Source organism: Rhodococcus sp. BUPNP1 (genome assembly GCF_002215235.1).
Classification (GTDB): Bacteria; Actinomycetota; Actinomycetes; order Mycobacteriales; family Mycobacteriaceae; genus Rhodococcus.
This window is the reverse complement of the sequence record NZ_NERM01000041.1, coordinates 1-22,438: the sequence shown is the minus strand read 5'-3', so window position 1 is coordinate 22,438 and position 22,438 is coordinate 1. Positions and strand designations below refer to the sequence as shown.

23 protein-coding genes, 1 tRNA gene, 1 pseudogene and 1 riboswitch are annotated in these 22,438 nt (G+C 69.8%); of the genes and pseudogenes, 21 read left to right on the top strand and 4 right to left on the bottom strand.

Features of this window, described 5'->3' with window-relative positions:
• The first annotated feature begins 158 nt into the window (after nucleotides 1–158).
• The 10 genes from B9C99_RS23945 to B9C99_RS23900 all read left to right on the top strand — a co-directional run bounded on the left by B9C99_RS23945 (nucleotide 159) and on the right by B9C99_RS23900 (nucleotide 8,991).
• Complete coding sequence (locus tag B9C99_RS23945) at nucleotides 159–785, top strand: NUDIX hydrolase (RefSeq protein WP_088899581.1); 627 nt, start codon at nucleotides 159–161, stop codon at nucleotides 783–785.
• A 3-nt stretch (nucleotides 786–788) separates the two neighbouring features.
• On the top strand, nucleotides 789–1,760 hold the full coding sequence (gene xerD / locus B9C99_RS23940) for a site-specific tyrosine recombinase XerD (protein WP_088899580.1): 972 nt from the start codon (nucleotides 789–791) through the stop codon (nucleotides 1,758–1,760).
• Between the two features lie 164 nt (nucleotides 1,761–1,924).
• On the top strand, nucleotides 1,925–2,878 hold the full coding sequence (locus B9C99_RS23935) for a ParA family protein (protein ID WP_088899579.1): 954 nt from the start codon (nucleotides 1,925–1,927) through the stop codon (nucleotides 2,876–2,878).
• A gap of 68 nt (nucleotides 2,879–2,946) precedes the next feature.
• The gene (locus tag B9C99_RS23930; RefSeq protein WP_050993493.1) at nucleotides 2,947–3,780 is read left to right on the top strand and encodes a ScpA family protein; all 834 of its coding nucleotides are present in this window, start codon (nucleotides 2,947–2,949) and stop codon (nucleotides 3,778–3,780) included.
• A 143-nt stretch (nucleotides 3,781–3,923) separates the two neighbouring features.
• Nucleotides 3,924–4,556: an SMC-Scp complex subunit ScpB gene (scpB, locus tag B9C99_RS23925; RefSeq protein ID WP_088899583.1), complete on the top strand. Its 633-nt coding sequence runs from the start codon at nucleotides 3,924–3,926 to the stop codon at nucleotides 4,554–4,556.
• A gap of 10 nt (nucleotides 4,557–4,566) precedes the next feature.
• Entirely contained in the window at nucleotides 4,567–5,787 is a 1,221-nt protein-coding gene (locus tag B9C99_RS23920) for a pseudouridine synthase (RefSeq protein WP_253250188.1), read from the top strand.
• A 32-nt stretch (nucleotides 5,788–5,819) separates the two neighbouring features.
• Complete coding sequence (gene cmk, locus B9C99_RS23915) at nucleotides 5,820–6,482, top strand: (d)CMP kinase (RefSeq protein ID WP_088899582.1); 663 nt, start codon at nucleotides 5,820–5,822, stop codon at nucleotides 6,480–6,482.
• Complete coding sequence (gene der / locus B9C99_RS23910; RefSeq protein WP_019289613.1) at nucleotides 6,479–7,909, top strand: ribosome biogenesis GTPase Der; 1,431 nt, start codon at nucleotides 6,479–6,481, stop codon at nucleotides 7,907–7,909. Before cmk ends, der begins: the two co-directional genes overlap by 4 nt.
• A gap of 97 nt (nucleotides 7,910–8,006) precedes the next feature.
• Nucleotides 8,007–8,080 (top strand) — tRNA-Pro (locus B9C99_RS23905).
• A 494-nt stretch (nucleotides 8,081–8,574) separates the two neighbouring features.
• Complete coding sequence (locus B9C99_RS23900; RefSeq protein ID WP_033098316.1) at nucleotides 8,575–8,991, top strand: VOC family protein; 417 nt, start codon at nucleotides 8,575–8,577, stop codon at nucleotides 8,989–8,991.
• A 21-nt stretch (nucleotides 8,992–9,012) separates the two neighbouring features.
• On the opposite strand, the gene B9C99_RS23895 is transcribed toward B9C99_RS23900, so the two are convergent.
• Entirely contained in the window at nucleotides 9,013–9,408 is a 396-nt protein-coding gene (locus tag B9C99_RS23895) for an MmcQ/YjbR family DNA-binding protein (RefSeq protein ID WP_088899577.1), read from the bottom strand.
• A 40-nt stretch (nucleotides 9,409–9,448) separates the two neighbouring features.
• Nucleotides 9,449–10,477, bottom strand: coding sequence for a phosphotransferase family protein (locus B9C99_RS23890; protein ID WP_088899576.1), 1,029 nt, complete (start codon nucleotides 10,475–10,477; stop codon nucleotides 9,449–9,451).
• Between the two features lie 196 nt (nucleotides 10,478–10,673).
• Here B9C99_RS23890 and B9C99_RS23885 point away from each other — a divergent pair, with 196 nt between their 5' ends.
• The 11 genes from B9C99_RS23885 to gcvP all read left to right on the top strand — a co-directional run bounded on the left by B9C99_RS23885 (nucleotide 10,674) and on the right by gcvP (nucleotide 20,548).
• Entirely contained in the window at nucleotides 10,674–11,291 is a 618-nt protein-coding gene (locus tag B9C99_RS23885; RefSeq protein ID WP_033098314.1) for a CoA pyrophosphatase, read from the top strand.
• 110 nt (nucleotides 11,292–11,401) lie between these two features.
• Nucleotides 11,402–12,004 (top strand): CDP-alcohol phosphatidyltransferase family protein, encoded by a 603-nt coding sequence (locus B9C99_RS23880; RefSeq protein WP_006552741.1) that lies wholly within the window; start codon nucleotides 11,402–11,404, stop codon nucleotides 12,002–12,004.
• A 4-nt stretch (nucleotides 12,005–12,008) separates the two neighbouring features.
• Nucleotides 12,009–12,872 carry a DUF881 domain-containing protein gene (locus B9C99_RS23875; protein WP_088899575.1) on the top strand — a complete coding sequence of 288 codons (864 nt, stop codon included), beginning with the start codon at nucleotides 12,009–12,011 and terminating at the stop codon, nucleotides 12,870–12,872.
• Entirely contained in the window at nucleotides 12,869–13,228 is a 360-nt protein-coding gene (locus B9C99_RS23870; protein ID WP_006552743.1) for a DUF1290 domain-containing protein, read from the top strand. Before B9C99_RS23875 ends, B9C99_RS23870 begins: the two co-directional genes overlap by 4 nt.
• 2 nt (nucleotides 13,229–13,230) lie before the next feature.
• On the top strand, nucleotides 13,231–14,028 hold the full coding sequence (locus B9C99_RS23865) for a DUF881 domain-containing protein (RefSeq protein ID WP_088899574.1): 798 nt from the start codon (nucleotides 13,231–13,233) through the stop codon (nucleotides 14,026–14,028).
• 42 nt (nucleotides 14,029–14,070) lie between these two features.
• Entirely contained in the window at nucleotides 14,071–14,475 is a 405-nt protein-coding gene (gene gcvH, locus B9C99_RS23860; RefSeq protein ID WP_016694267.1) for a glycine cleavage system protein GcvH, read from the top strand.
• Between the two features lie 155 nt (nucleotides 14,476–14,630).
• Nucleotides 14,631–15,092: a glycogen accumulation regulator GarA gene (gene garA / locus B9C99_RS23855; RefSeq protein ID WP_006552746.1), complete on the top strand. Its 462-nt coding sequence runs from the start codon at nucleotides 14,631–14,633 to the stop codon at nucleotides 15,090–15,092.
• Nucleotides 15,092–15,829: a MerR family transcriptional regulator gene (locus tag B9C99_RS23850; RefSeq protein WP_016694269.1), complete on the top strand. Its 738-nt coding sequence runs from the start codon at nucleotides 15,092–15,094 to the stop codon at nucleotides 15,827–15,829. The genes garA and B9C99_RS23850 overlap by 1 nt, the downstream gene beginning before the upstream one ends.
• Nucleotides 15,830–15,978: 149 nt before the next feature.
• Nucleotides 15,979–16,452, top strand: a complete 474-nt coding sequence (locus tag B9C99_RS23845; RefSeq protein ID WP_059384135.1) for a bifunctional nuclease family protein — start codon at nucleotides 15,979–15,981, stop codon at nucleotides 16,450–16,452.
• Nucleotides 16,453–16,693: 241 nt separating this feature from the next.
• The gene (locus tag B9C99_RS23840; protein ID WP_016694271.1) at nucleotides 16,694–17,320 is read left to right on the top strand and encodes a MerR family transcriptional regulator; all 627 of its coding nucleotides are present in this window, start codon (nucleotides 16,694–16,696) and stop codon (nucleotides 17,318–17,320) included.
• Nucleotides 17,321–17,437: 117 nt separating this feature from the next.
• A riboswitch (glycine riboswitch) is annotated at nucleotides 17,438–17,533 on the top strand.
• 162 nt (nucleotides 17,534–17,695) lie between these two features.
• Entirely contained in the window at nucleotides 17,696–20,548 is a 2,853-nt protein-coding gene (gene gcvP / locus B9C99_RS23835; RefSeq protein WP_088899573.1) for an aminomethyl-transferring glycine dehydrogenase, read from the top strand.
• Between the two features lie 136 nt (nucleotides 20,549–20,684).
• Here gcvP and B9C99_RS23830 read toward each other — a convergent pair whose 3' ends face one another.
• Together B9C99_RS23830 and B9C99_RS23825 are read right to left on the bottom strand one after the other, a co-directional pair.
• Nucleotides 20,685–21,830, bottom strand: coding sequence for a metallophosphoesterase (locus tag B9C99_RS23830; RefSeq protein WP_088899572.1), 1,146 nt, complete (start codon nucleotides 21,828–21,830; stop codon nucleotides 20,685–20,687).
• A gap of 2 nt (nucleotides 21,831–21,832) precedes the next feature.
• Nucleotides 21,833–22,438: pseudogene (locus tag B9C99_RS23825) on the bottom strand (hypothetical protein); the annotation flags it as partial.

The window sequence follows — 22,438 nt, the reverse complement described above, 5'->3', positions numbered from 1 at the left end:
GGCCCGCACCCGCTGTTCTCCGGCCTCGTCGCCGCGGCACTGCAGTACAAGGCGGCCGAACGGCTCCCGGTCGACATCCACGGCGAGAACAGCACCTCCGAGGAATCGGTCGGCTCGACCGCGTCGACGTCCACCGCCGGCGACGCCGAGTAGTCGACATGGCGCAGCGACACGACTTCCGCACCTTGGACAGCCGGCGGATCTACACGGGCGCCATCGTGTCGCTGCGCGTCGACGACGTGGCGATGCCCGACGGGCACACCGCCGAACGCGAAGTGGTCGAACACCACGGCGCGGTCGCGGTGGTGGCCGTCGACGAGCAGGACCGGGTGGTGCTCGTGCACCAGTACCGGCACCCGCTCGGCCGGCGACTGTGGGAACTGCCCGCCGGGCTGCTCGACGCACCCGGGGAGGATCCCCTCGACACCGCCCGCCGCGAACTCGCCGAGGAGACCGGGCTGGCCGCCGCCGACTGGGAACTCCTCGTCGACATCGCGCTCTCACCCGGATTCACCGACGAAGCCGTGCGCGTCTTCGCCGCCCGCGGCCTGAGCGAGGTCGACCGGCCCGAACCCGAGCACGAGGAGGCCGATCTCGAGGTCCGCCGCGTCCCGGTCGACGAGGCCGTGGCGATGGTGCTGCGAGGGGAGATCGTCAATGCCACCGCGGTGTCCGGTCTCCTCGCGTTCGCGACCGCCCGCGCGACGGGCACCGCGACCCGCGCACCGGACGCGCCGTGGCCGGACCGGCCCACCACCTTCGCCCGCACGCGCGCGGAGGGGTGAGCGGTGCTGCCTGGTGAGGAACGTCCCGCCACACAGGTCGTTCCGCAGCCGTCCCCGACACTCACCGGGCAACTCGACGCCTATCTCGCGCACCTGACCGTCGAACGGGGGGTCGCGGCGAACACCCTCGCCTCCTACCGCCGCGACCTGCTGCGCTACGTCGAACACCTCACCGACATCCACATCGGCGACCTCGCCGACGTGCACGAACACCACATCAGCGACTTCGCCGCGAGCCTGCGCCGCGGAGACCCGGAACGCAACCGCCCGGCGCTGGCGGCGAGTTCGGCCGCCCGCGCCCTGATCGCCGTGCGCGGCCTGCACCGCTTCGCCGCCGCCGAAGGACAGACCCCGATCGACGTCGCCCGCACCGTCAAACCCCCGGCGCCCGGGCGTCGCCTGCCCAAGGCGCTGACCGTCGACCAGGTCACCGCGATCCTCGACGCCGCCGCCCCCGATGCCGACGGACCCCGCAGCCTGCGCGACCGCGCCCTGCTCGAGCTGCTGTACTCCACGGGCGCCCGCATCTCCGAGGCCGTCGGACTCGACGTCGACGACATCGACACCGAATCACGCACCGTGCTGCTGCGCGGCAAGGGCGGCAAACAGCGGCTCGTCCCGGTCGGACGTCCGGCGCTCGGCGCGCTCGACGCCTATCTCGTGCGGGGACGACCCGCTCTGGCGACCGGTCGCACGGCCGCGGTCTTCCTCAACGCGCGCGGCGGTCGCCTGTCGCGGCAGAGCGCGTGGAAGGTGCTGCAGACCGCCGCAGAACGCGCCGGAGTCGACGTCGGGGTGTCGCCACACACGCTGCGGCACTCCTTCGCGACGCACCTGCTCGACGGTGGCGCCGACGTACGCGTGGTGCAGGAGTTACTGGGGCATGCTTCTGTGACGACCACGCAGATATACACCCTGGTCACCGCCGGTGCCCTTCGCGAGGTATGGGCGCAGGCGCATCCGCGGGCACGATGACCGACTCCGCAGGGGACGCGTGTCCGTGCGGTGATCCTGCCGACGAAGCGGTAGCGTTCTGGGGACGAGCCGCCGGGTCACCCGACGGGTCGACGAGAGAACATCTGGGTCGCAAGACAGGGGGAGTACCGAACGTGGGCACACCTCGGCCACCCGCCACGTACATGGAGCCGGAGCACCTCCGGCCGAACACCGTCCCGGTCGACGCACACGGCCGCGAGGACACCGACAGAACGTCCACCACCGAGCCGACCACCAGCGCCGGAACCGCCGCCGAGCCCGATCTCGGACCGACCGGCCGGCCACGCCGTCCCGTCCCAGAACCGGTGCCGTTGTCCACTCACGGACCGGCCCGCATCATCGCGATGTGCAACCAGAAGGGCGGGGTCGGCAAGACCACCTCGACCATCAACCTCGGGGCGTCCCTCGCCGAGTACGGGCGCCGCGTTCTGCTCGTCGACCTCGATCCGCAGGGCGCACTGTCCGCCGGACTCGGTGTCGCCCACCACGATCTCGATCTCACCGTGCACAACCTGCTCGTCGAACCGCGGGTGTCCACCGACGACGTGCTCGTGCGCACCCACGTCGAGGGCCTCGACCTGCTGCCGAGCAACATCGACCTGTCGGCGGCCGAGATTCAGCTCGTCTCCGAGGTCGGCCGCGAACAGGCCCTGGGCCGCGCCCTGTACCCGATGCTCGACCGCTACGACTACATCCTCGTCGACTGCCAGCCGTCGCTGGGGTTGCTCACCGTCAACGCGCTCGCGTGCGCCGACTCGGTGCTCATCCCCATGGAATGCGAGTTCTTCAGCCTGCGCGGCCTGGCGCTGCTCAACGACACCGTCGCCAAGGTCCGCGACCGGCTCAACCCGAAGCTGACCGTCGCCGGCATCCTCGTCACGATGTTCGACCAGCGCACCCTGCACGGACGTGAGGTGATGTCGCGGGTCGTGGAGGTCTTCGGCGATCTCGTCTACGACGCCGTCATCAACCGCACCGTCAAGTTCCCCGAGACCAGCGTCGCCGGCGAACCCATCACCCGCTGGGCGCCCACCTCTGCCGGCGCCGAGTCGTACCGCGCCCTCGCGCGGGAAGTGATCCACCGGAGCGGTCGCTGAGCCCCGTGCATGCTCCCGTCCAGGACTCGGCGGACACCGGCACGGCACCCGATGTGGAGGTCGACGCGGTGGTCCTCGAGGAACCCACCGAACCGGACCGGCCGGAGGTCGAGGAGACCACCTCGGGCTTCCATGTGCGCCTGCGCAACTTCGAGGGCCCGTTCGACCTGCTGCTCACCCTCATCTCGCAGCGTCGCCTCGACGTCACCGAGGTAGCGCTTCACGAGGTCACCGACGACTTCATCGCCTACACCCGCAAACTCGGCCCCGAACTCGGCCTCGACCAGACCACCGAGTTCCTGGTCGTCGCCGCGACCCTGCTCGACCTCAAGGCCGCCCGGCTGCTGCCCGCCGGTGAGGTCGACGACCCCGAGGACCTTGCCCTGCTCGAGGCGCGCGACCTGCTGTTCGCGCGTCTGCTGCAGTACCGGGCGTACAAGCAGATCGCCGAACAGTTCGCCGCCCTCGAGGCCGCGGCCCTGCGCCGCTATCCGCGCGCGGTGTCGCTCGAGGAGTGCTACGAGAATCTCGTACCGGAGGTCGTGCTCGGCGTCGACGCGCACCGCTTCGCCGAGATCGCGGCCGCGGCGTTCCGGCCCAAGCCACCACCGACCGTCGGCCTCGACCACCTGCACACCCCGAAGGTGTCGGTTCCCGAACAGGCCGCCCACATCCTCGGTCTGCTGCGTGCCCGCGGCGCCGGGGTCTGGGTCGGATTCGACGAGCTCGTCGCCGACTGCGATCTCGGACTGCTCGTCGTCGCCCGGTTCCTCGCGCTGCTCGAGCTCTACCGCGAACGCGCTGTCACTTTCGAGCAACCCGACCCGCTCGGACACCTGCAGGTCGCGTGGACGGGGGAAACCGACGGGGAGGCCATCGATTTCGAGGAGGACTACGGGTGAGCGACGACACCGTCGCGCGGGATCACGCGGACGACGCTGCGCCCGAGAGTGACGCTGAGCCGGGGAGCACGGACGACACCGCGCGGGAACGTGACGAAGCCACTGCTGCGCCGGAACGCGCGTGGGACGGTGAACTTCTCGAGATCGCCGACGACGAACTCACTGCGGCACTCGAGGCACTGTTGCTCGTCGTCGACACCCCGGCGCCGACCGAGCAGCTCGCGACCGCCATCGGGGTCACCGCCGTCCGCGCCGAGACCGCGCTGCGGCGTCTCGCACAGGACCTCACCGCGCGCGGATCCGGCATCGACCTGCGGTTCGCCGGCGACGGCTGGCGCTTCTACACGCGCCGCGATTTCGCGCCCTACGTCGAGAAGCTGCTGCAGGGTGGCGCGCGCACCAAGCTCACCCGCGCCGCACTCGAGACGCTCGCCGTGATCGCCTACCGGCAACCGGTCACCCGCAGCCGTGTCCGTGCCGTGCGTGGCGTCAACGTCGACGGGGTGATGCGCACCCTGCTCGCACGGGATCTGATCGCCGAGGCGGGCACGGATCCGGAGACCGGCGGCACGCTCTACGTCACCACGGAGCTGTTCCTCGAACGCCTCGGCCTGGCATCTCTGCAGGATCTGCCGCCCGTTGCGCCGCTTCTGCCCGATGTCGATGTGATCGACGACATCGCCGACAGTCTCGAGTCGGACCCACGATTTGAGAGAATGGGTAGGAACGCGCGTCCCGAGACTCTCTCGCCCGCGGAGTTCGATCCAGAGAACTGACAGGAACCAAGTGAATACACCCGCTCGCCGTGATGGCACACCGGACCGTAGAAGAAACAATCCCCGCAGCGCGAACACGCGCAACACCGGGGGATCCCGCTCGGGACGCGCGGACGCACCGCGTTCCGGAGGACGCACCGAAGCACCGCGTTCCGGAGGACGCACCGAAGCGCCTCGCTCCAGCGGACGTACAGAAGCTCCCCGTTCGGGGCGCGCAGGGGCTCCCCGTTCGGGGGAGCGCACCGACTCACCCCGCTCCGATCGCCGGGCCACTCCCGGCCAGTCGGCTGCAGGTCGCAAACCGGCCCAGTCGGCCGGAGGCCGCAATCCCGCACAGCCGGCCGCCGGTCGCAAACCGCACCGCAAGGGAACCTCGACCGGCAAGCCCTCCAAGCCTGCCGCCAAGCGCGCGGCGCAGCGCGTCGTTCCGACCGTGAGCAACGCCCGCCCCGCGCGTCACCAGCATCGCGAAGCCGGCCCCACCCAGCTGCCCGCCGGTGAAGGCGTGCGGTTGCAGAAGGTGCTTGCCCAGGCCGGCGTCGCCTCACGTCGCGCCGCCGAGGAACTCATCGCCGCGGGTCGCGTCGAGGTCGACGGCAACATCGTCGTCGAGCAGGGCCTGCGCGTGGACCCGGAGAACGCCGTGATCCGGGTCGACGGCGTCCGCGTCGTCATCAACAAGGATCTCGTGCACCTCGTGCTGAACAAGCCCCGCGGCTGGCAGTCCACGATGTCCGACGATCTCGGCCGTCCCTGCGTCGGTGACATCGTCTCCGAACGCGTCGCCGCCGGGCAGCGCCTGTTCCACGTCGGTCGTCTCGACGCCGACACCGAGGGTCTGCTGCTGCTCACCAACGACGGCGAACTCGCGCACCGGCTGATGCACCCGTCCTTCGAGGTCCCCAAGACCTACCTGGCGACCGTCAAGGGTGTGCTCGCCCGCGGCGTCGGCAAGCAGCTCAAGGCCGGCATCGAACTGGAGGACGGACCCGCCTCCGTCGACGAGTTCTCGCTGCTCGAGGTCCACGAGGGGCAGTCGCTCGTGCGGCTCGTGCTGCACGAGGGCCGCAAGCACATCGTGCGACGCCTGCTCGATGCGGTCGGTTTCCCCGTGATCCGGCTCGTGCGCACCAACATCGGTCCCGTGGCGCTCGGCGACCAGCGTCCCGGCACCCTCCGTGTCCTCGGCCGCAACGAGGTCGGGGGCCTGTACCAGGCGGTGAAGCTGTGACCGCCGCACCGGCCGACGCGTTGGTCGTCGCGATGGACGGACCGTCCGGCACGGGCAAGTCCACCGTCTCCAAGCGTCTCGCGCAGCATCTCGGTGCCGCCTATCTCGACACCGGCGCGATGTACCGCATCGCGACGCTGCACGCCCTGCGCCGCGGCACCGATCTGACCGATCCGGTCGCGATCGCCGCGGTCACCGCCGACCTGCCGTGGTCGATCGGCACCGACCCCACCGTCGAGGACATCCGCCTCGACGGGGACGACGTGCGCGAGATCATCCGCGGTGCCGAGGTCACGGCCGCGGTCTCCGCGGTCTCCGCCGTGCCCGAGGTGCGCACCCTGCTCGTCGAGGCCCAGCAGCGTCTCGGCCGCGCCGAGCACCGCGTGGTGATCGAAGGACGCGACATCGGCACGGTCGTCTTCCCCGACGCGGACGTGAAGATCTTCCTCACCGCTTCGGCGGAGGCCCGCGCGCACCGGCGCAACAACCAGAACATCGCCGAGGGTCGCGGCGACGACTACGAGGCGGTCCTCGCCGCGGTGCAGCGCCGCGACCACCTCGACTCCACCCGCGCGGTGTCCCCGCTGCGCGCGGCGGACGATGCGGTCGTCGTGGACACCAGCGACATGAACATCGACGAGGTGATCGCCGCGCTGCTCGCGGTGGTCGCCGAGCAGACTGGAGCGAAGCTGTGAGCGACGACCTGAGCACCGACTACACCGGGTTCGACGGCGACGGCACCTGGTCGGAAGAAGGCGACTGGGACATCGAGTTCGCCGAGGGCGGCGACCTCGAGGAGTTCGTCCCGGTCCCGACCGTCGCCGTGGTCGGCCGACCGAACGTCGGCAAGTCCACCCTGGTCAACCGCATCATCGGCCGACGTGAAGCCGTCGTCGAGGACGTCCCGGGCGTCACCCGCGACCGCGTCTCGTACGAGGCGTCGTGGAACGGCCGTCGATTCATGGTGCAGGACACCGGCGGATGGGAACCCGACGCGAAGGGCATGCAGCAGTCCGTGGCCCGTCAGGCGGAGGTCGCGATGCGCACCGCCGACGCGATCCTCGTCGTCGTCGACGCCACCGTGGGCGCCACCAGCGTCGACGAGGCCGTCGCGAAGGTGCTGCGCCGGTCCAAGACACCGGTGCTGCTCGTGGCGAACAAGGTCGACGACGACCGCGTCGAATCCGAGGCCGCGACACTGTGGTCCCTCGGACTCGGCCAGCCCTATTCGGTGTCGGCCACCCATGGCCGCGGAACCGGTGACCTGCTCGACGAGCTGCTCGCCAAGCTGCCGGCCACGCCCCGCGAGGGCACCGGTGGGGAAGGGCCTCGCCGCGTCGCACTGGTGGGCAAGCCGAACGTCGGCAAGTCGAGCCTGCTCAACAAACTCGCCGGCGACGAGCGGTCGGTGGTGCACGACATCGCCGGCACCACCGTCGACCCGGTGGACTCGATCGTCGAGCTCGGCGGCAAGCCGTGGCGGTTCGTCGACACCGCCGGTCTGCGCAAGCGCGTCAACAGCGCGTCCGGCGCCGAGTTCTACGCCTCCCTGCGCACGCGGGGTGCGATCGACGCGGCCGAGGTGGCGGTGTTGCTCATCGACGCCTCGCAGCCCATCACCGAGCAGGACCAGCGGGTCATCACGATGGTCGTCGAGTCCGGTCGCGCCCTGGTGATCGCCTTCAACAAGTGGGATCTCGTCGACGAGGACCGCCGCTACGAACTCGGCCGCGAGATCGACCGCGACCTGTTGCGGGTGCCGTGGGCGTCGCGGGTGAACATCTCTGCCAAGACCGGTCGCGCCGTGCAGAAGCTCGTCCCGGCCATGGAGACCGCCCTCGAGTCGTGGGACAAGCGCATCTCGACCGGACGCCTGAACTCCTGGCTCAAGGAGGTCGTGGCCGCGACCCCGCCGCCGATGCGCGGCGGTCGTCTGCCCCGGGTGCTGTTCGCCACCCAGGCGGCCACTCGGCCGCCGACCTTCGTGCTGTTCACCACGGGCTTCCTCGAGGCCGGCTACCGCCGCTTCCTCGAACGTCGCCTGCGTGAGGAGTTCAACTTCGACGGCAGTCCCGTGCGGATCTCGGTGCGCGTGCGGGAGAAGCGCGACCGCCGCAAGTGAGCTCCCGACGCCCGGTCGTGAAAACGCGCTGACCAGCCGATTAGTGTTTCGGTCCGTTCCTGTTGTAATCTCTGAGAGCGCTCGGAGAGAGCGCGGACGGGCTGTGGCGCAGCTTGGTAGCGCACTTGACTGGGGGTCAAGTGGTCGCAGGTTCAAATCCTGTCAGCCCGACAGCGAAAACCCCTTCCGACTTCGGTCGGAAGGGGTTTTCTCGTCTCTGCCGAGGACTCATCCGGCCGTCGACGGCGCAGCGGTACGCACCGACCCCGGCGTCAACCCCGTCACGGTCGTGACGGGCGACGCCGTCCGTGACTCGGATATCGAACGTGCCGTGCACGGGCAGGACGCCCTCGTGCGCGCTCCAGCGACCTCGACTGGACCATCGTGCAACCGGTGAACCTCACCGACGGTGACGACGACGAGGCAACGGTTTCCGACAGCGACGTCTCGTCGTGAGCGGTCCCGCGACGTGCGGTCGGGCGCGTGCCGGCCGACCTGATCGACCGGCCCGAGTACGCCGGCGCCACAGTGGCGGTCTCCTGACACGGATCGCGCCGAACGCTCCCGGATCCGGTGCGCACCGTCCACGATGAGAAATGCGTCGGCGGATGGTCACTCTCCGTGCGGCACCATCCGTGCCCTGCGGCACCCGGGAAAGGACCACGATGACCACACGATTCAATCCCTATCTCGCATTCCGCGATTCCGCACGCGAGGCCATGGAGTTCTACAGGTCGGTGTTCGGCGGCGAACTGACGGTGAGCAGGTTCGCGGACATGAACGCCTCGCAGGATCCGAGCGAGGACGACAAGGTGATGCACTCGATGCTCACCACAGACCGCGGCTTCGTGCTCATGGCCTCGGACACCCCGAACGGCATGGACTACACGCCCGGTACGAACTTCTCGCTGTCGCTCAGCGGGGACGACGAGAGCGTGCTCCGGGGTTGGTGGGACGCGCTGAGCGACAGCGGTCGCGTCGACATGCCGCTCGAACGTGCCCCCTGGGGCGATCTGTTCGGCATGTGCACCGACCGCTTCGGCGTGTCGTGGATGGTCAGCATCGGCGACCAGCAGGGCTGAACCCGCGCCGCTCGGCGCCCGTCAGCCGAGGCGGGCGTCGAGCTCGCGCACCAGTTTCGGTGGCGCGGTCTGCCGATAGGACATGTCGAGCAGTTCGGCGACCTCGTCCCAGTCCACCTCCGGACGGGAGAGGTCGTACCCGACCCACCCGGACGGCCCGAAATACATCGGCACATAGGTGTGGGGTTCCTCGAGCAGCGCGCGGCGCTCCTCCTCGTCGGGCTTGACGAGGAGGGAACGGGGAAACGGTGCGCGGGTGCCCTTCTCGCCGCCTCCGTAGACCGCGAAGGCCGTCCGGGTGGAGAAGAACGGACGGCCGTGCGAGATCTTCTCGGAGGCGCCGGGCAGGGCCAGCGCGAGCGAGCGCACACGAGCGAGCAGGGGATCCGCCTTGTCGAACATCACCGGATGCGGCATGAGCGGAGCGTACCGAGCGGCTACGACAACGGTCGCGCGATCAACTCTTCCGACTCTTCAGCGCATCGATACCGGCGTGCAACAGCGGCTCGACGCCGCGGCCGAGTTCCTCGAACCCCTCGCCGACCGTCTTGCCCTGACGGAACCGGAAGTAGATGCCTTCGAGGATCACCGCGAGCTTGTAGTAGGCCAGGGCGAGGTGGAACGCCATGTCCGACAGGTCGCGTCCACCGGCGGCCTCGTACCGCGCGAGCAGTTCGTCGTCGCCGAGGAAGCCCGGAGCGCGGGACACCGTCGAGACGGGGAATTCCGTGTTCTCCCGCGCCAGCCGCTGGTAGACCAGCAGCAACGCCACATCGGTGAGGGGATCGCCGATCGTGGCCATCTCCCAGTCCAGCACCGCGACCACCTTGTCGTCGTCGTCGACGAGGACGTTGTCGAGCCGGTAGTCGCCGTGCACGATACCCACCTCGCCGTCGCCCGGCAGATTGTCGACGAGCAGCCGGTGAAGCTCGTCGGCGCCGTCGAGGTCCCGGCTGTGCGAGTTCTCGAGCTGGGTGGTCCAGCGCCGCACCTGCCGCTCGAGGAAGCCCTGGGGTCGGCCGAAGTCCTCGAGTCCCACGGCGGCCGGGTCCACCGCGTGCAGGGCGGCCAGGGTGTCGACCATCCGCTCGGAGATCACGCGCGTGCGCTCGGCGCCGAGCGGTTCGAGTTCCTCCGCGGTGCGATAGGGCGTCCCCACGACCAGATCCATGAGGTAGAAGGGCGCGCCGAGCACCGAATCGTCCTCGCACAGCAGGTACGAGCGGGGGACCGGTACCGCGGTGCCGGCGAGCGCGGAGATGACGCGGTACTCGCGAGCCATGTCGTGTGCCGTCGCGAGGACGTGTCCGAGTGGGGGACGGCGCAGCACCAGCCGCCGGTCACCGTCGGTCACCTCGTAGGTGAGATTCGAGCGCCCGCCGCTGATCAGGCGCGCGCGGAGGGGACCGGAGAACAGGTCGGGGGCGGAGGTCTGCAGATAGGCATCGAGCGCATCGAGGTCGAGGCCAGCGGGCACGTCGTTCATCGAGCTCCTTTCCGTCGGCTCCCACTATGACCGCGGGTGGGGATCCGTGTACGGAGAACTCCCACCCACGCAGATAATCCGGACGGTACGGAAACCAAGAATATCCAGAATTCCTCTCCTCGGGATCGGCACCACCGACACCGGCCAAGACATGCGCCGAACCGCCGGTGCGATTGTGACGAACTACTGTCGACCCATGCCCGCTGCTCATCCTCTCGACCGAGACAACGTCCGCGACGCGCTGGACGCGTTCGACTCGCGCCGACTGCCGCTCGACGGCCGCCGGCACGCAGCCGTCGTCGTGGCGGTGCTCGACGACGGGAACGGCAACCCCGTCATGCCCCTCACGCGGCGCCCCACGCGTCTGCGGGCGCATCCCGGCCAGTTCGCGTTGCCGGGCGGGCGTCTGGACGAGGGGGAGCAGGCCGAGGAGGCCGCCTTGCGCGAGTTGCACGAGGAACTCGGACTCGACCTCGGCCCCGAGGCCGTGCTCGGCCGGCTCGACGACTACATCACGCGCTCCGGTTACGTCATGTCGCCGTTCGTCGTGTGGTCGGACACCGCCGTGACCGATCTGAAGCCCAGCCCCGACGAGGTCGACGTGCTCTTCGCCGTCACCACCGACGAACTCGACGTCGATCCGCGCTTCGTCACCATCCCCGAATCCGACAAGCCGGTGATCCAGTGGCCCTTCCGCGGTCACCTCGTGCACGCACCGACCGCCGCGGTGGTCTACCAGTTCCGCGAGGTCGTGCTGCGCCGGCGGGCCACGCGCATCGACGGTCTCGAGCAGCCGGTCTTCGCCTGGCGTTGACACCCCGGAATCTCCGGTCGCGCGGCTGTGGAAGGCTGGACTCCGTGCCCGAACGGAACTCCGGCGGGGCACCACGAGAACGACCTCACGAGAACACGGAGCGGCCCACCATGACCGATGCGACCGGAACCGCCGACGCGCGCGGATCGGACCGCATCCTCACCGTGCCGAACGTCCTCAGCTTCGTCCGACTGCTGGGTGTGCCCGTCTTCCTCTATCTCGTCCTCGTCGCCCACGCCGATGTCTGGGCGCTGATCCTGCTGGCCGCGAGCAGTATCACCGACTGGGCCGACGGCAAACTCGCCCGGTTGCTCGACCAGACCTCCCGACTCGGCGCCCTTCTCGATCCCGCCGTCGACCGCCTCTACATCGTGGCCACCCTCGTCGCCCTCGTGGCGCGCGACATCGTGCCCTGGTGGATCGCGGTGATCCTCGTCGGCCGCGAACTCGTCCTGGCCCCGACCCTGGCCGTCTACCGGCGCCGGGAACTGCCCCCGCCGGACGTGCTGTACCTCGGCAAGGGCGCCACCTTCCTGCTCATGTGCGCACTGCCGCTGATGCTCGGGGCGGTCGCGGTGCCCGCCTCGGAGCCGATCACCGGCCCGCTCGGCTGGGCTGCCCTGATCTGGGGGACCGTGCTGTACGTGTGGACCGGCCTGCTGTACCTCGGGCAGGCCGTCGTGACGGCACGGATCGTGCCGGCCGGGCGGTGATCCGATGAGCCGCGCATGGGAACGCATCCGGCGCAATCCGGTGCCCTCGCTCCTGAAGTCGCTCCTCGAGGATCATCTCGACCCCGGCTACGCCGCGTCCGCCGCGGACCGGGCGGCAGGGCGCTCGAGCACCTCTCCGCGCGCGTCGCGCGCGTGGCTCGGCGGCGGAGTTCTCCTCGCCGGCCTCGTGATCGGCGTCGCGTACGCGCAGAACGCCGACGTGCAGGCCGGCACCGACAGCACCCGCGCCGAGATCCTCGACTCCCTTCGGGCAGGGGACGAACGCATCGCCGCGCTCACTGCCCAGCGGGACGAACTCGGTGCCGCGGTCGACGAACGACGCACCGCCCTGTTCTCCGACGGAGGCGACGGCGCGACCATCCTCGACCGACTCCGCGACGCCGAGACCGCAGCCGCAGCAACACCGGTGCGTGGTCCGGGGATCACGGTCACCCTCACCGAACCCGCCGCGCGACCGAACCTGTCGGATGCGGCACGACTCGAGGACCGGCCCACCGCGCTCGTCCTCGACCGCGACCTGCAATCGGTCGTCAACGCCCTGTGGGCGGCCGGTGCGGAGGCCGTCGAGGTCGGTGGCGTGCGGGTTGGTCCCGGCGTCACCATCCGGCAGGCCGGGGGAGCGATGCTCGTCGACAACCGGCCCGTATTCTCCCCGTACACGGTCTCGGCGGTGGGTTCTCCGTCCCGGCTGCAGACGTCCTTCGTCGTCAGCGACGCCTACCTGCGCATCGCGGGGATCCAACAGCTCTACGGGGTGGGATTCACCCTCGTCGAGGAGGACGATCTCGAGTTTCCGGCCGCCACGGTCCGGAAGCTCGGCAGCAGCGGAGAAACGGGGTACAGGTGAAGCGACTCGAACACGGTCACGCGCTCTACGCGGTGCTCGCACTGGCGATCGGGATCGGCGCCGGAATCGTGTTCAGCCCACAGGTACCCGACGTCGTGCAGCCCTACCTGCCCATCGCGGTGGTCGCCGCGCTCGACACGGTCTTCGGTGGGCTGCGCGCCTATCTCGACGACATCTTCGACGCGAAGGTGTTCGTGGTGTCGTTCGTCTTCAACGTCCTCGTCGCCGCACTGATCGTGTGGCTCGGTGACCAGCTCGGGGTGGGCACCCAGCTGTCGACCGCAGTCATCGTCGTCCTCGGCATCCGCATCTTCGGAAACGCTGCCGCCCTACGTCGTCGCCTGTTCGGAGCCTGACCGTGACCGAACCGCAACAACCCGGCCCCACGCGCGACACCGGTACCACGCCCGAGACCGGCGCCGGCGCGGGCGACGAGACCACCGCCGGGTCCGACGCGAGCCGCACCACCCGCTCGCAACGCGTCTTCCTCGTCCTCGCGGCGATTCTCGTCGTCCTGCTCGGCGCCGGTATCGCCACCCAGGTGCGCACGACCGACACCGGCGACGACCTCGACTCGGCGCGCCCTGCGGACCTGCTCGTGCTGCTCGACAACCTCAACCGCCGCGAAGCCGCTCTCCGCCAGGAGATCACCGAACTCGAGCGCACCCTCTCGAGTCTCGAACAGGAAGGCTCGGAAGCGGCACTCGAGGAAGCCCGCACGCGCCTGTTCACGCTGTCGGTGCAACTCGGCACCGAACCCGCCACCGGGCCCGGAGTGGTTCTCACCGTCGACGATCCGCGCGAGGGCGTCGGATCGGAGGTGCTGCTCGACATGATCCAGGAGCTGCGCGCGGCGGGTGCCGACACGATGCAGATCGCCGGGGCGAACGGCGAGACCGTGCGCATCGGGGTCGATTCGTGGGTCACCGGACCGGGCGGTGACATCGTCGTCGACGACCGCGGACTCGACGCTCCGTACACCGTCACCGCCATCGGCGACGGACCGACTCTCGCCGCCGCGTTGAACATTCCCGGCGGAGTGGTCGACACGGTCGCCCGTGCGGGCGGATCATTGTCCGTGGAACAGTCTCCGCAGGTGGAGGTGTCCGCCTTGCGGGAGATCGAGCCACGCCAATACTCTCAGCCCGGTAACTGAATCCGACGTTCCGGTCGAACGTCGTCTCCGAAAGGACCAGTCTTGACCGATTTCGCGACACCCGAGGATCTGCGGTACACCCCCGAGCACGAGTGGGTGCGCAGGACGGGCGCGACGACCGTGCGCATCGGGATCACCGACTACGCACAGTCCCAACTCGGCGACGTGGTCTTCGTGCAGCTGCCCGAGGCGGGCGCCGAGATCGCCGCCGGTGAGTCCTTCGGAGAGGTCGAGTCCACCAAGAGCGTGTCGGACGTGTTCGCGCCGCTGACCGCGAAGGTGACCGCCGTCAACACGGAACTCGACGCGAATCCCGAACTGGTGAACAGCAGCCCGTACGAGGAGGGCTGGCTCGTCGACGTGGAGGTCGGCAGCGAGAGCGCCCTCGACGAGGCCCTCGCGGAGACGCTCGACGCGGAAGGTTACCGCGGGATCACGGAAGGCTGACGGACCCGACAGGTAACGTGACCGCGACTGTCTGCGTCAGTACCCCCGCGCGGGGTACGGTCGGATATGGCGTGTGCCGTGTCGGACCTGAACGGGGCGAACGAATCAGCGACCGCCCGGGATCACCCGGGTGGTCGAACGGATAAGGAGAAACGGTGAGCGAGAACGGCAACGCGGGCTACGAGGAGACTCCTGCAGAGACCACTTCGGTATTTCGCGCCGACTTCCTGAACGAAGTGGAAGGCGCAGGTTCGGCCACCACCGAAGCGCCCGTCTCGGGTGTCGAGGGCCTGCCCGCCGGATCGGCGCTGCTGGTCGTCAAGCGGGGGCCCAATGCAGGATCGCGCTTCCTGCTCGACCAGCCCACCACCTCGGCGGGCCGGCATCCCGACAGCGACATCTTCCTCGACGACGTGACCGTCAGCCGTCGGCACGCCGAGTTCCGCCAGGACGAGGGCGAATTCCAGGTCGTCGACGTGGGAAGCCTCAACGGCACCTACGTCAACCGCGAGCCGGTCGACTCCGCCGTCCTCGCGAACGGCGACGAGGTGCAGATCGGCAAGTTCCGGCTGGTGTTCTTGACCGGTCCGCGAGGTAACCAGGGCGCAGGTAGCTGATGACCGCGGCCCGCCAGCCGGCGCCGGCCGGAATGTCGATCGGGTCGGTGCTCGACCGCCTGCGTCCGGAATTCCCGGACGTGACGATCTCGAAGATCCGGTTCCTCGAGGCCGAGGGACTGATCAGCCCGGAACGCACCCCCTCGGGCTACCGACGCTTCTCGATCGCCGACTGCGAGCGTCTGCGGTACGTGCTCACCGCGCAACGCGATCAGTACCTTCCGCTCAAGGTGATCAAGGAGCAGCTCGAGGCGATCGACCGCGGCGCCGCCACGGTGGGATCGGTCGAGACCCGGATCACCCGGCCGCGCCCGCTGGCGGTCGCCCGCGGGGAAGTCTCGCCGGAGGATCTGCGCACCGACCGCGAGATCCGGGTCAGCCGCGACGATCTGTGCACCCGTGCCGGGATCGACGCGGCCTTCCTCACCGAGCTGGTGGGGGCGGGTCTGGTCAAGCCGGGCCCGGCCGGTTTCTTCGACGAGGACGCGGTGCTGCTCGCCCGCACGGCGAAGGCGATGGCGGAGTTCGGTCTCGAGGTTCGGCACCTGCGGGCGTTCAAGCTCGCCGCCGACCGCGAGGCCGCGCTCGTCGCGCAGATCGCCGGCCCGATCGCGAAGGGCCGCGACGCGGGGGCGCGGCAGCGCGCCGAGGAGATGGTGCGCGAACTGGCCGCACTGTCGTTGACATTGCACACCTGCCTGGTGAAGGCGGCGGTGCAGGGGGCACTCGACCGCTGAGGCGACGAACTCGTCGCCGATCGCGTCCACGGCCCTCCGTCGGGTGGTGACCTACGGCACCTGACGGATGCGCTGGAGGACACTAGAATTCCAGGCAGTACCTGTCGGGTGGTCCCACCACCGACGAGCAGCAGGACGGAGGCATCGCGATGAGCGAGATGCGGATAGTAGGGATTCGTATCGAACAGCCGCAGAACCAGCCTGTCCTCCTGCTGCGGGAGGTCGACGGCGATCGGTATCTGCCGATCTGGATCGGGCAGAACGAAGCGACCGCCATCGCCCTCGAACAGCAGGGGGTCGAACCGGCACGACCGCTGACCCACGACCTGATCAAGAACCTCCTCGAGGCGTTCGGTCACAACCTGCGCGAGGTGCGCATCGTCGACCTGCGTGAGGGGACGTTCTACGCGGATCTGGTCTTCGACGGAGGGATGCGCGTGTCCTGCCGGCCCTCCGACGGGGTGGCGGTGGCCTTGCGCATCGGCGCGCCGGTCCACGTCGAGGAACCGGTGCTCACCGAGGCAGGACTGGTCATGCCCGACGAACGGGAGGACGAGGTCGAGAAGTTCAAGGAGTTCCTCGATTCCGTCTCGCCCGACGATTTCAAGGCGACGGACGGCTGAACGCCGTCCGTTCGCACGGCGGCGAGCGTTGACGCGCGCGTCGGCCGTAACGGTAGTAATGTCGAACGTTGCCTTCCGGTCGGCGTGTTGCAGCCCAGCGCCCAACACCGGAGCGTACGCTGAGTTGATCCGCCAGGGATGACTCGGTGAGCCTGGGAGCGCTCGATGATCGGATGTGGTCGGGGGGATCCGCCAATCGATCGTTGCGAGGCAGAACTGGGCGCGCGAGAGGGAGTCAGTAGTGCGAGATCGGACGAAGGGACAGCCACTCGGCGTCGATTCCGGCGATCGCTCGAATCCGGCGCCGCGGACGAACGAGACCGACGAGATCCAACCGGGCCTGTTTCCGGACAACTCGGTACCCGACGAGCTCGTCGGCTACCGCGTGCCCATCGCCTGCCAGATCGCGGGGATCAGCTACCGCCAGCTCGACTACTGGGCCCGCACGAATCTGGTCGTACCGTCCATCCGCGGGGCCGCCGGCTCCGGTAGCCAACGGCTGTACTCGTTCAAGGACATCCTCGTCCTCAAGATCGTCAAGCGCCTGCTCGACACCGGCGTCTCGCTGCAGAACATCCGCGTCGCCGTCGACCATCTCCGCAGCCGCGGGGTGGGCGACCTCGCGAAGATCACCCTCTTCTCCGACGGCACCACCGTCTACGAATGTACGTCGCCCGAAGAGGTCGTCGACCTGCTCCAGGGCGGGCAGGGCGTCTTCGGGATCGCGGTGAGCGGCGCGATGCGCGAGCTCACCGGCAGCATCGCCGATTTCCCCGCCGAACGCGCCGACGGCGGTGGCGTCGAGGAACGCCCCGAGGACGAACTCGCGTCGCGTCGCCGCGAACGCATCAACCGCCGCATCGGCTGACCCCACCACCGAGGCCGCATCGGCCGACCACATGACCGCTCCACTCCACCGCCTGCGGCGCTTTCCGCACCTGCGGTATTTCGACCCCCGCGCCGTGTTCTAGACTCGAAGGCGCGTCGCCATCACGCGGGAGAGACCCGGACACCGAGCCGGGCGCCGAAGGAGCAGCACCTCCCCGTCAATCTCTCAGGCAACCGGGACCGCGTGAGCTCCGACGTCTCTGGAAAGCGGTGGGAGCACCCGCCCGCCCACGGGGAAAGGCTCTGGCCGGCCGAATCTCTCAGGCGCTCGCCCCGCGAGCTCACGACAGAGGGGGAGGAACCACCTCGCGCGACCGCGCGCACGTGGACCTCGCCGACCAGCCCGGGAGCTGCGATGACAGATGCCGTCACCTCGAACTTCGCCGATCGCCACATCGGCCCCGACACCGCCGGCCTGAACCGGATCCTCGACGTCGTCGGAGTCGATTCGCTCGACGCCCTCGCCACCGCCGCGGTGCCGGCCGCCATCCTCGACGACCGAGCAGACAATGTGCCGACCGGCCTCGACGTCCTCGACGCGCCCCGCTCCGAGCACGACGTACTCGCCGAACTGAAGGCACTCGCGTCGCAGAACACCGTGGCGACGTCGATGATCGGTCACGGCTACTACGACACGCTCACACCGCCCGTGCTGCTGCGCAACATCATCGAGAACCCCGCCTGGTACACGGCCTACACCCCCTACCAGCCGGAGATCAGCCAGGGACGCCTCGAGGCGCTGCTGAACTTCCAGACCATGGTCGCCGACCTGACCGGCATGGAGATCGCGAACTCGTCGATGCTCGACGAGGCCACCGCCGCCGCCGAGGCGATGACCCTGCTGCGCCGCGCGAACCGCAAGTCCAAGAGCCCCCGCCTGGTCGTCGACGCCGACCTGTTCGCGCAGACCGCCGCGGTGCTGGCGACCCGCGCCGAACCGCTCGGCATCGAGATCGTCACCGCCGACCTCGCCGCCGACGGACTGCCCGAAGGTGAGTTCTTCGGTGTGATCCTCCAGGTGCCCGGCGCCTCGGGACGCATCATCGACGCCGCTCCGATCATCGCGGCCGCCCACGACCGCGGCGCGCTCGTCGCCGTCGGCGCCGACCTGCTGGCCATGACCCTGATCACCCCGCCCGGGGAGCAGGGCGCCGACGCGTGCTTCGGCACCACCCAGCGGTTCGGTGTGCCGATGGGCTTCGGTGGGCCGCACGCCGGCTACCTCGCCGTCGGCAGCGCCCACACCCGCACCCTGCCCGGCCGTCTCGTCGGTGTCTCGGTGGACGCGGACGGCAACCCGGCCTACCGCCTCGCGTTGCAGACCCGTGAGCAGCACATCCGCCGTGAGAAGGCCACCAGCAACATCTGTACCGCCCAGGTGCTCCTCGCCGTGCTCGCGGCCATGTACGCCTCGTATCACGGCGCCGAAGGCCTCACCGGCATCGCCCGCCGCGTGGCCGGGCACGCCCGTCGACTCGCCGACGGTCTGCGCGCCGGTGGCGTCGAGGTCGTCCACGACGAGTTCTTCGACACCGTCCTCGTGCGCGTGCCGGGGCGCGCCGACGCCGTGCTCGCCGCCGCCCTCGAGGCCGGCATCAACCTGTACCGGGTCGACGACGATCACGTGTCGATCTCGTGCGACGAGGCCACCACCGCGGCGCACGTGGATGCGATCCTGGGCGCCTTCGGTGTCACCGCCGGTGAGGCCGCCGGGGGAACGGCGCTGCCGCAGGCCCTGGCCCGCACCAGCGAGTTCCTGCAGCACGAGGCGTTCACCCGCTACCGCACCGAGACCGCGATGATGCGGTATCTGCGGCGCCTGTCCGACAAGGACCTCGCCCTCGACCGGACGATGATCCCGCTGGGCTCGTGCACGATGAAGCTCAACGCCGCCGCCGAGATGGAGGCCATCACCTGGCCCGAGTTCGCGGGTCTGCATCCGTTCGCTCCGGCGGACCAGACGGCCGGCATCCGCCGTCTGATCGCCGACCTGGAGGGCTGGCTCGCCGCGGTGACGGGGTACGACGCCGTGAGCCTGCAGCCCAACGCCGGCAGCCAGGGCGAGTACGCGGGTCTGCTCGCAATCCGTCACTACCACCTCGACCGCGGCGACACCGATCGGGACATCTGCCTGATCCCGTCGAGCGCGCACGGCACCAACGCCGCATCCGCCGTGATGGCGGGCATGCGTGTCGAGGTCGTCGCGTGCCGCCCGAACGGCGACGTCGATCTCGACGACCTGCGCGCCAAGATCGTCGACCACGGTGCGCGCCTGGCCGCGATCATGATCACCTACCCGTCCACCCACGGTGTCTACGAGCACGACATCGCCGACATCTGCGGTGCCGTGCACGACGCCGGCGGTCAGGTGTACATCGACGGCGCCAACCTCAATGCGCTGGTGGGTCTGGCGCGGCCGGGCAGGTTCGGGGGCGATGTGAGCCACCTGAACCTGCACAAGACGTTCTGCATCCCGCACGGTGGTGGCGGTCCGGGTGTCGGCCCGATCGGGGTCCGCTCGCATCTGGCCCCGTACCTGCCGGGCCACCCCGCGGAGCCCGGACTCGGGGGAGCGGGACCGGTTTCGGCGGCGCCCTACGGGTCGGCGTCGATCCTGCCGATCACCTGGGCGTACATCAAGATGATGGGTGCCGAGGGACTGCGTCGCGCGTCGCTGACGGCGATCGCGTCGGCCAACTACATCGCCCGTCGTCTCGACGAGTACTTCCCGGTGCTGTACACGGGGGAGACCGGCATGGTCGCCCATGAGTGCATCCTCGATCTGCGTCCGCTGACGAAGGCGACGGGGGTGACGGTCGACGACGTCGCGAAGCGTCTGGCCGACTACGGTTTCCACGCGCCGACGATGAGCTTCCCGGTGGCCGGCACCCTCATGGTCGAGCCCACCGAGAGCGAGGACATCGCCGAACTCGACGCGTTCATCGAGGCGATGATCTCGATCCGCGGTGAGATCGACCGGGTCGGGGCAGGGGAGTGGCCGGTGGACGACAACCCGCTGCGTGGGGCTCCGCATACCGCGGAATGCCTGGTGGGCGAGTGGGACCACCCGTACTCGCGGGAGATCGCGGTGTTCCCGATGGGGAAGAGCCGGGCCAAGGTGTGGCCGGCGGTGCGGCGTATCGACGGCGCACACGGCGACCGGAATCTGGTGTGCTCGTGCCCGCCCTTGGAGGCGTACAGCGGCTGACGCCGGGGATGGCCGACGGACCCGTCCGTCGGCCATCTTCATCGGTTGGGTAACTCCGAACCGGACGGAAACCATAGAAATACAGAATGCTTCCCCGTTAACAACACAACTCACCACGTCCCAGAGCGAAGGGACGTCAGTTCGCGGCGGTCAGCTCGAGGATGGAGATCTCCGGTGGGGTGCCGACCCGCACGGGCGGTCCCCACGCGCCGGTGCCCTGGGACGTGTAGATCTGCGTGTCGCCGAAGCGGTCGAGTCCGGTGACGGTGGGGTTGGCGAGGGAGACGAACGGTCGCAGCGGCCACATCTGCCCGCCGTGGGTGTGCCCGGACAGTTGCAGGTCGACTCCGAGTTCGCGGGCCTCGTCGACGTGCCGGGGCTGGTGGGCTGCGAGGATCACCGGGGTACCGTCCGCGATGCCGTCGAGGGCGGCGGGCATGTCGGGGTGGTGGGGTTCGGTGGCGGTGTAGTCGTGGACGCCGGCGAGCGCGACGACGTCGCCGTCGCGTTCGAGGACGACGTGCTCGTTGCGCAGGGCGCGTACACCGAGGGTCTCCCAGTGGTCGAGCCATGATTCGGCGTCGTCGGAGTAGTACTCGTGGTTGCCGCTGACGCCGTACACCCCGAGCGGGGCCTGCAGCTGCCGGAGCGGCTCGAGGTCGGAGCCGACGAGTTCGACGGTGCCGTCGGCGAGGTCGCCGCCGAGCACGATCAGGTCGGGTTGCTCTTCGGCGACGAGGTCGACGACGCGTTGCACGAAGTCGGCGCCGCGGGCGGGTCCGACGTGCAGGTCGGTGACGAGCGCGATGCGGGCGCCGTCGAAGCCTGCGGGCAGGTCCTGCAGGGCGACGGGCACGGTGACGATCCGCGGCCGGTCGGCCTCGACCGTGCCGTATCCGACGGCGGCGACCGCGGCGACGACGAGCACGGCGGTCGCGATGCGCAGCCCCCGTCGCGGGGTCTCGTCGGTGGTCGGCCCGGGGCGTCCGCGCCGGGCGAGGCGGGCGACGAGCAACCCCGCTCCGATGAGCAGGAGACCGAGCATCAGGTACAGCACCACGGCGAGCCAGCTCCAGCCGAGGAACCCGAAGGGACGGGCCCAAGCGGGGTCGAGCACCGTGCCCACCCCGGAGGCAACGAGCGTGAGCACGAACATCGCCGCCAGGACGAGGGCGGCGGCGAGGGCGGCAGGACGCGGCAGGCCGGGTGCCCGGACGAGTCGTCGATGCAGCAGGTAGGTGAGGAGGGCGAGGAAGACCCCCACGACGAGAAGTCGGAGCACGGTCAGGACGTCAGCTTTCGGAGGAGGTCGGTGAGGTCGGCCGGGTCGGTGGTGTCGACGACGGTGAGGCTGCCGTCGGTGGCCTCGGCGGCCTGCTCGAGGACGGGGTCGGTGCGGTCGCCGAGGACGACGACGTCGATCCGCACGGGGGTTGCAGGGGACGAGAGTTCGTCGATCGCGGCGCGCAGGTCGCGGGCGGCCGCCTCGTCGGGGTCGTCGCTGTCTACGACGACGAGCACGGAGTTGGGTCGGCCCGGGTCGTAGTTGTCGACGGCGTCACGGTAGGCGGCGGTGAGGGTGGCGTAGACGGGTTCGCGGTCGACGAGGTCGATGTCGTCGAGGATCGAGGACATCGCCGCGCGCTTGGACTCGGTGAGGCCGTCACGGATCACGGCGACGCGGTGCCCCTCTGGGGTGTCGGCGAAGACGTACATGCCCATCACCGAGTTGATGGAGGCGCGGCGCATGGCCTCGCGCACAGCACCTGCGGTGGCGGTGAGGTGGGTGCCGTCACCGGCGGGGGCACCCATGGAGGTGGAGGTGTCGACGACCATGGTGACCTTGCGCGGGGACACCGGGGCGAGACGCAGTGCGACGAGGACGTCGTC

Excerpts from the sequence above, each read along its gene's own strand:
- B9C99_RS23945 (WP_088899581.1), top strand. The coding sequence starts at position 159 with ATGGCGCAGCGACACGACTTCCGCACCTTGGACAGCCGGCGGATCTAC.
- B9C99_RS23935 (WP_088899579.1), top strand. The coding sequence starts at position 1,925 with ATGGAGCCGGAGCACCTCCGGCCGAACACCGTCCCGGTCGACGCACAC.
- cmk (WP_088899582.1), top strand. The coding sequence starts at position 5,820 with ATGGACGGACCGTCCGGCACGGGCAAGTCCACCGTCTCCAAGCGTCTC.
- B9C99_RS23900 (WP_033098316.1), top strand. The coding sequence starts at position 8,575 with ATGACCACACGATTCAATCCCTATCTCGCATTCCGCGATTCCGCACGC.
- B9C99_RS23895 (WP_088899577.1), bottom strand. The coding sequence starts at position 9,408 with ATGCCGCATCCGGTGATGTTCGACAAGGCGGATCCCCTGCTCGCTCGT.
- B9C99_RS23890 (WP_088899576.1), bottom strand. The coding sequence starts at position 10,477 with ATGAACGACGTGCCCGCTGGCCTCGACCTCGATGCGCTCGATGCCTAT.
- B9C99_RS23885 (WP_033098314.1), top strand. The coding sequence starts at position 10,674 with ATGCCCGCTGCTCATCCTCTCGACCGAGACAACGTCCGCGACGCGCTG.
- B9C99_RS23880 (WP_006552741.1), top strand. The coding sequence starts at position 11,402 with ATGACCGATGCGACCGGAACCGCCGACGCGCGCGGATCGGACCGCATC.
- B9C99_RS23875 (WP_088899575.1), top strand. The coding sequence starts at position 12,009 with ATGAGCCGCGCATGGGAACGCATCCGGCGCAATCCGGTGCCCTCGCTC.
- B9C99_RS23850 (WP_016694269.1), top strand. The coding sequence starts at position 15,092 with ATGACCGCGGCCCGCCAGCCGGCGCCGGCCGGAATGTCGATCGGGTCG.
- B9C99_RS23845 (WP_059384135.1), top strand. The coding sequence starts at position 15,979 with ATGAGCGAGATGCGGATAGTAGGGATTCGTATCGAACAGCCGCAGAAC.
- gcvP (WP_088899573.1), top strand. The coding sequence starts at position 17,696 with ATGACAGATGCCGTCACCTCGAACTTCGCCGATCGCCACATCGGCCCC.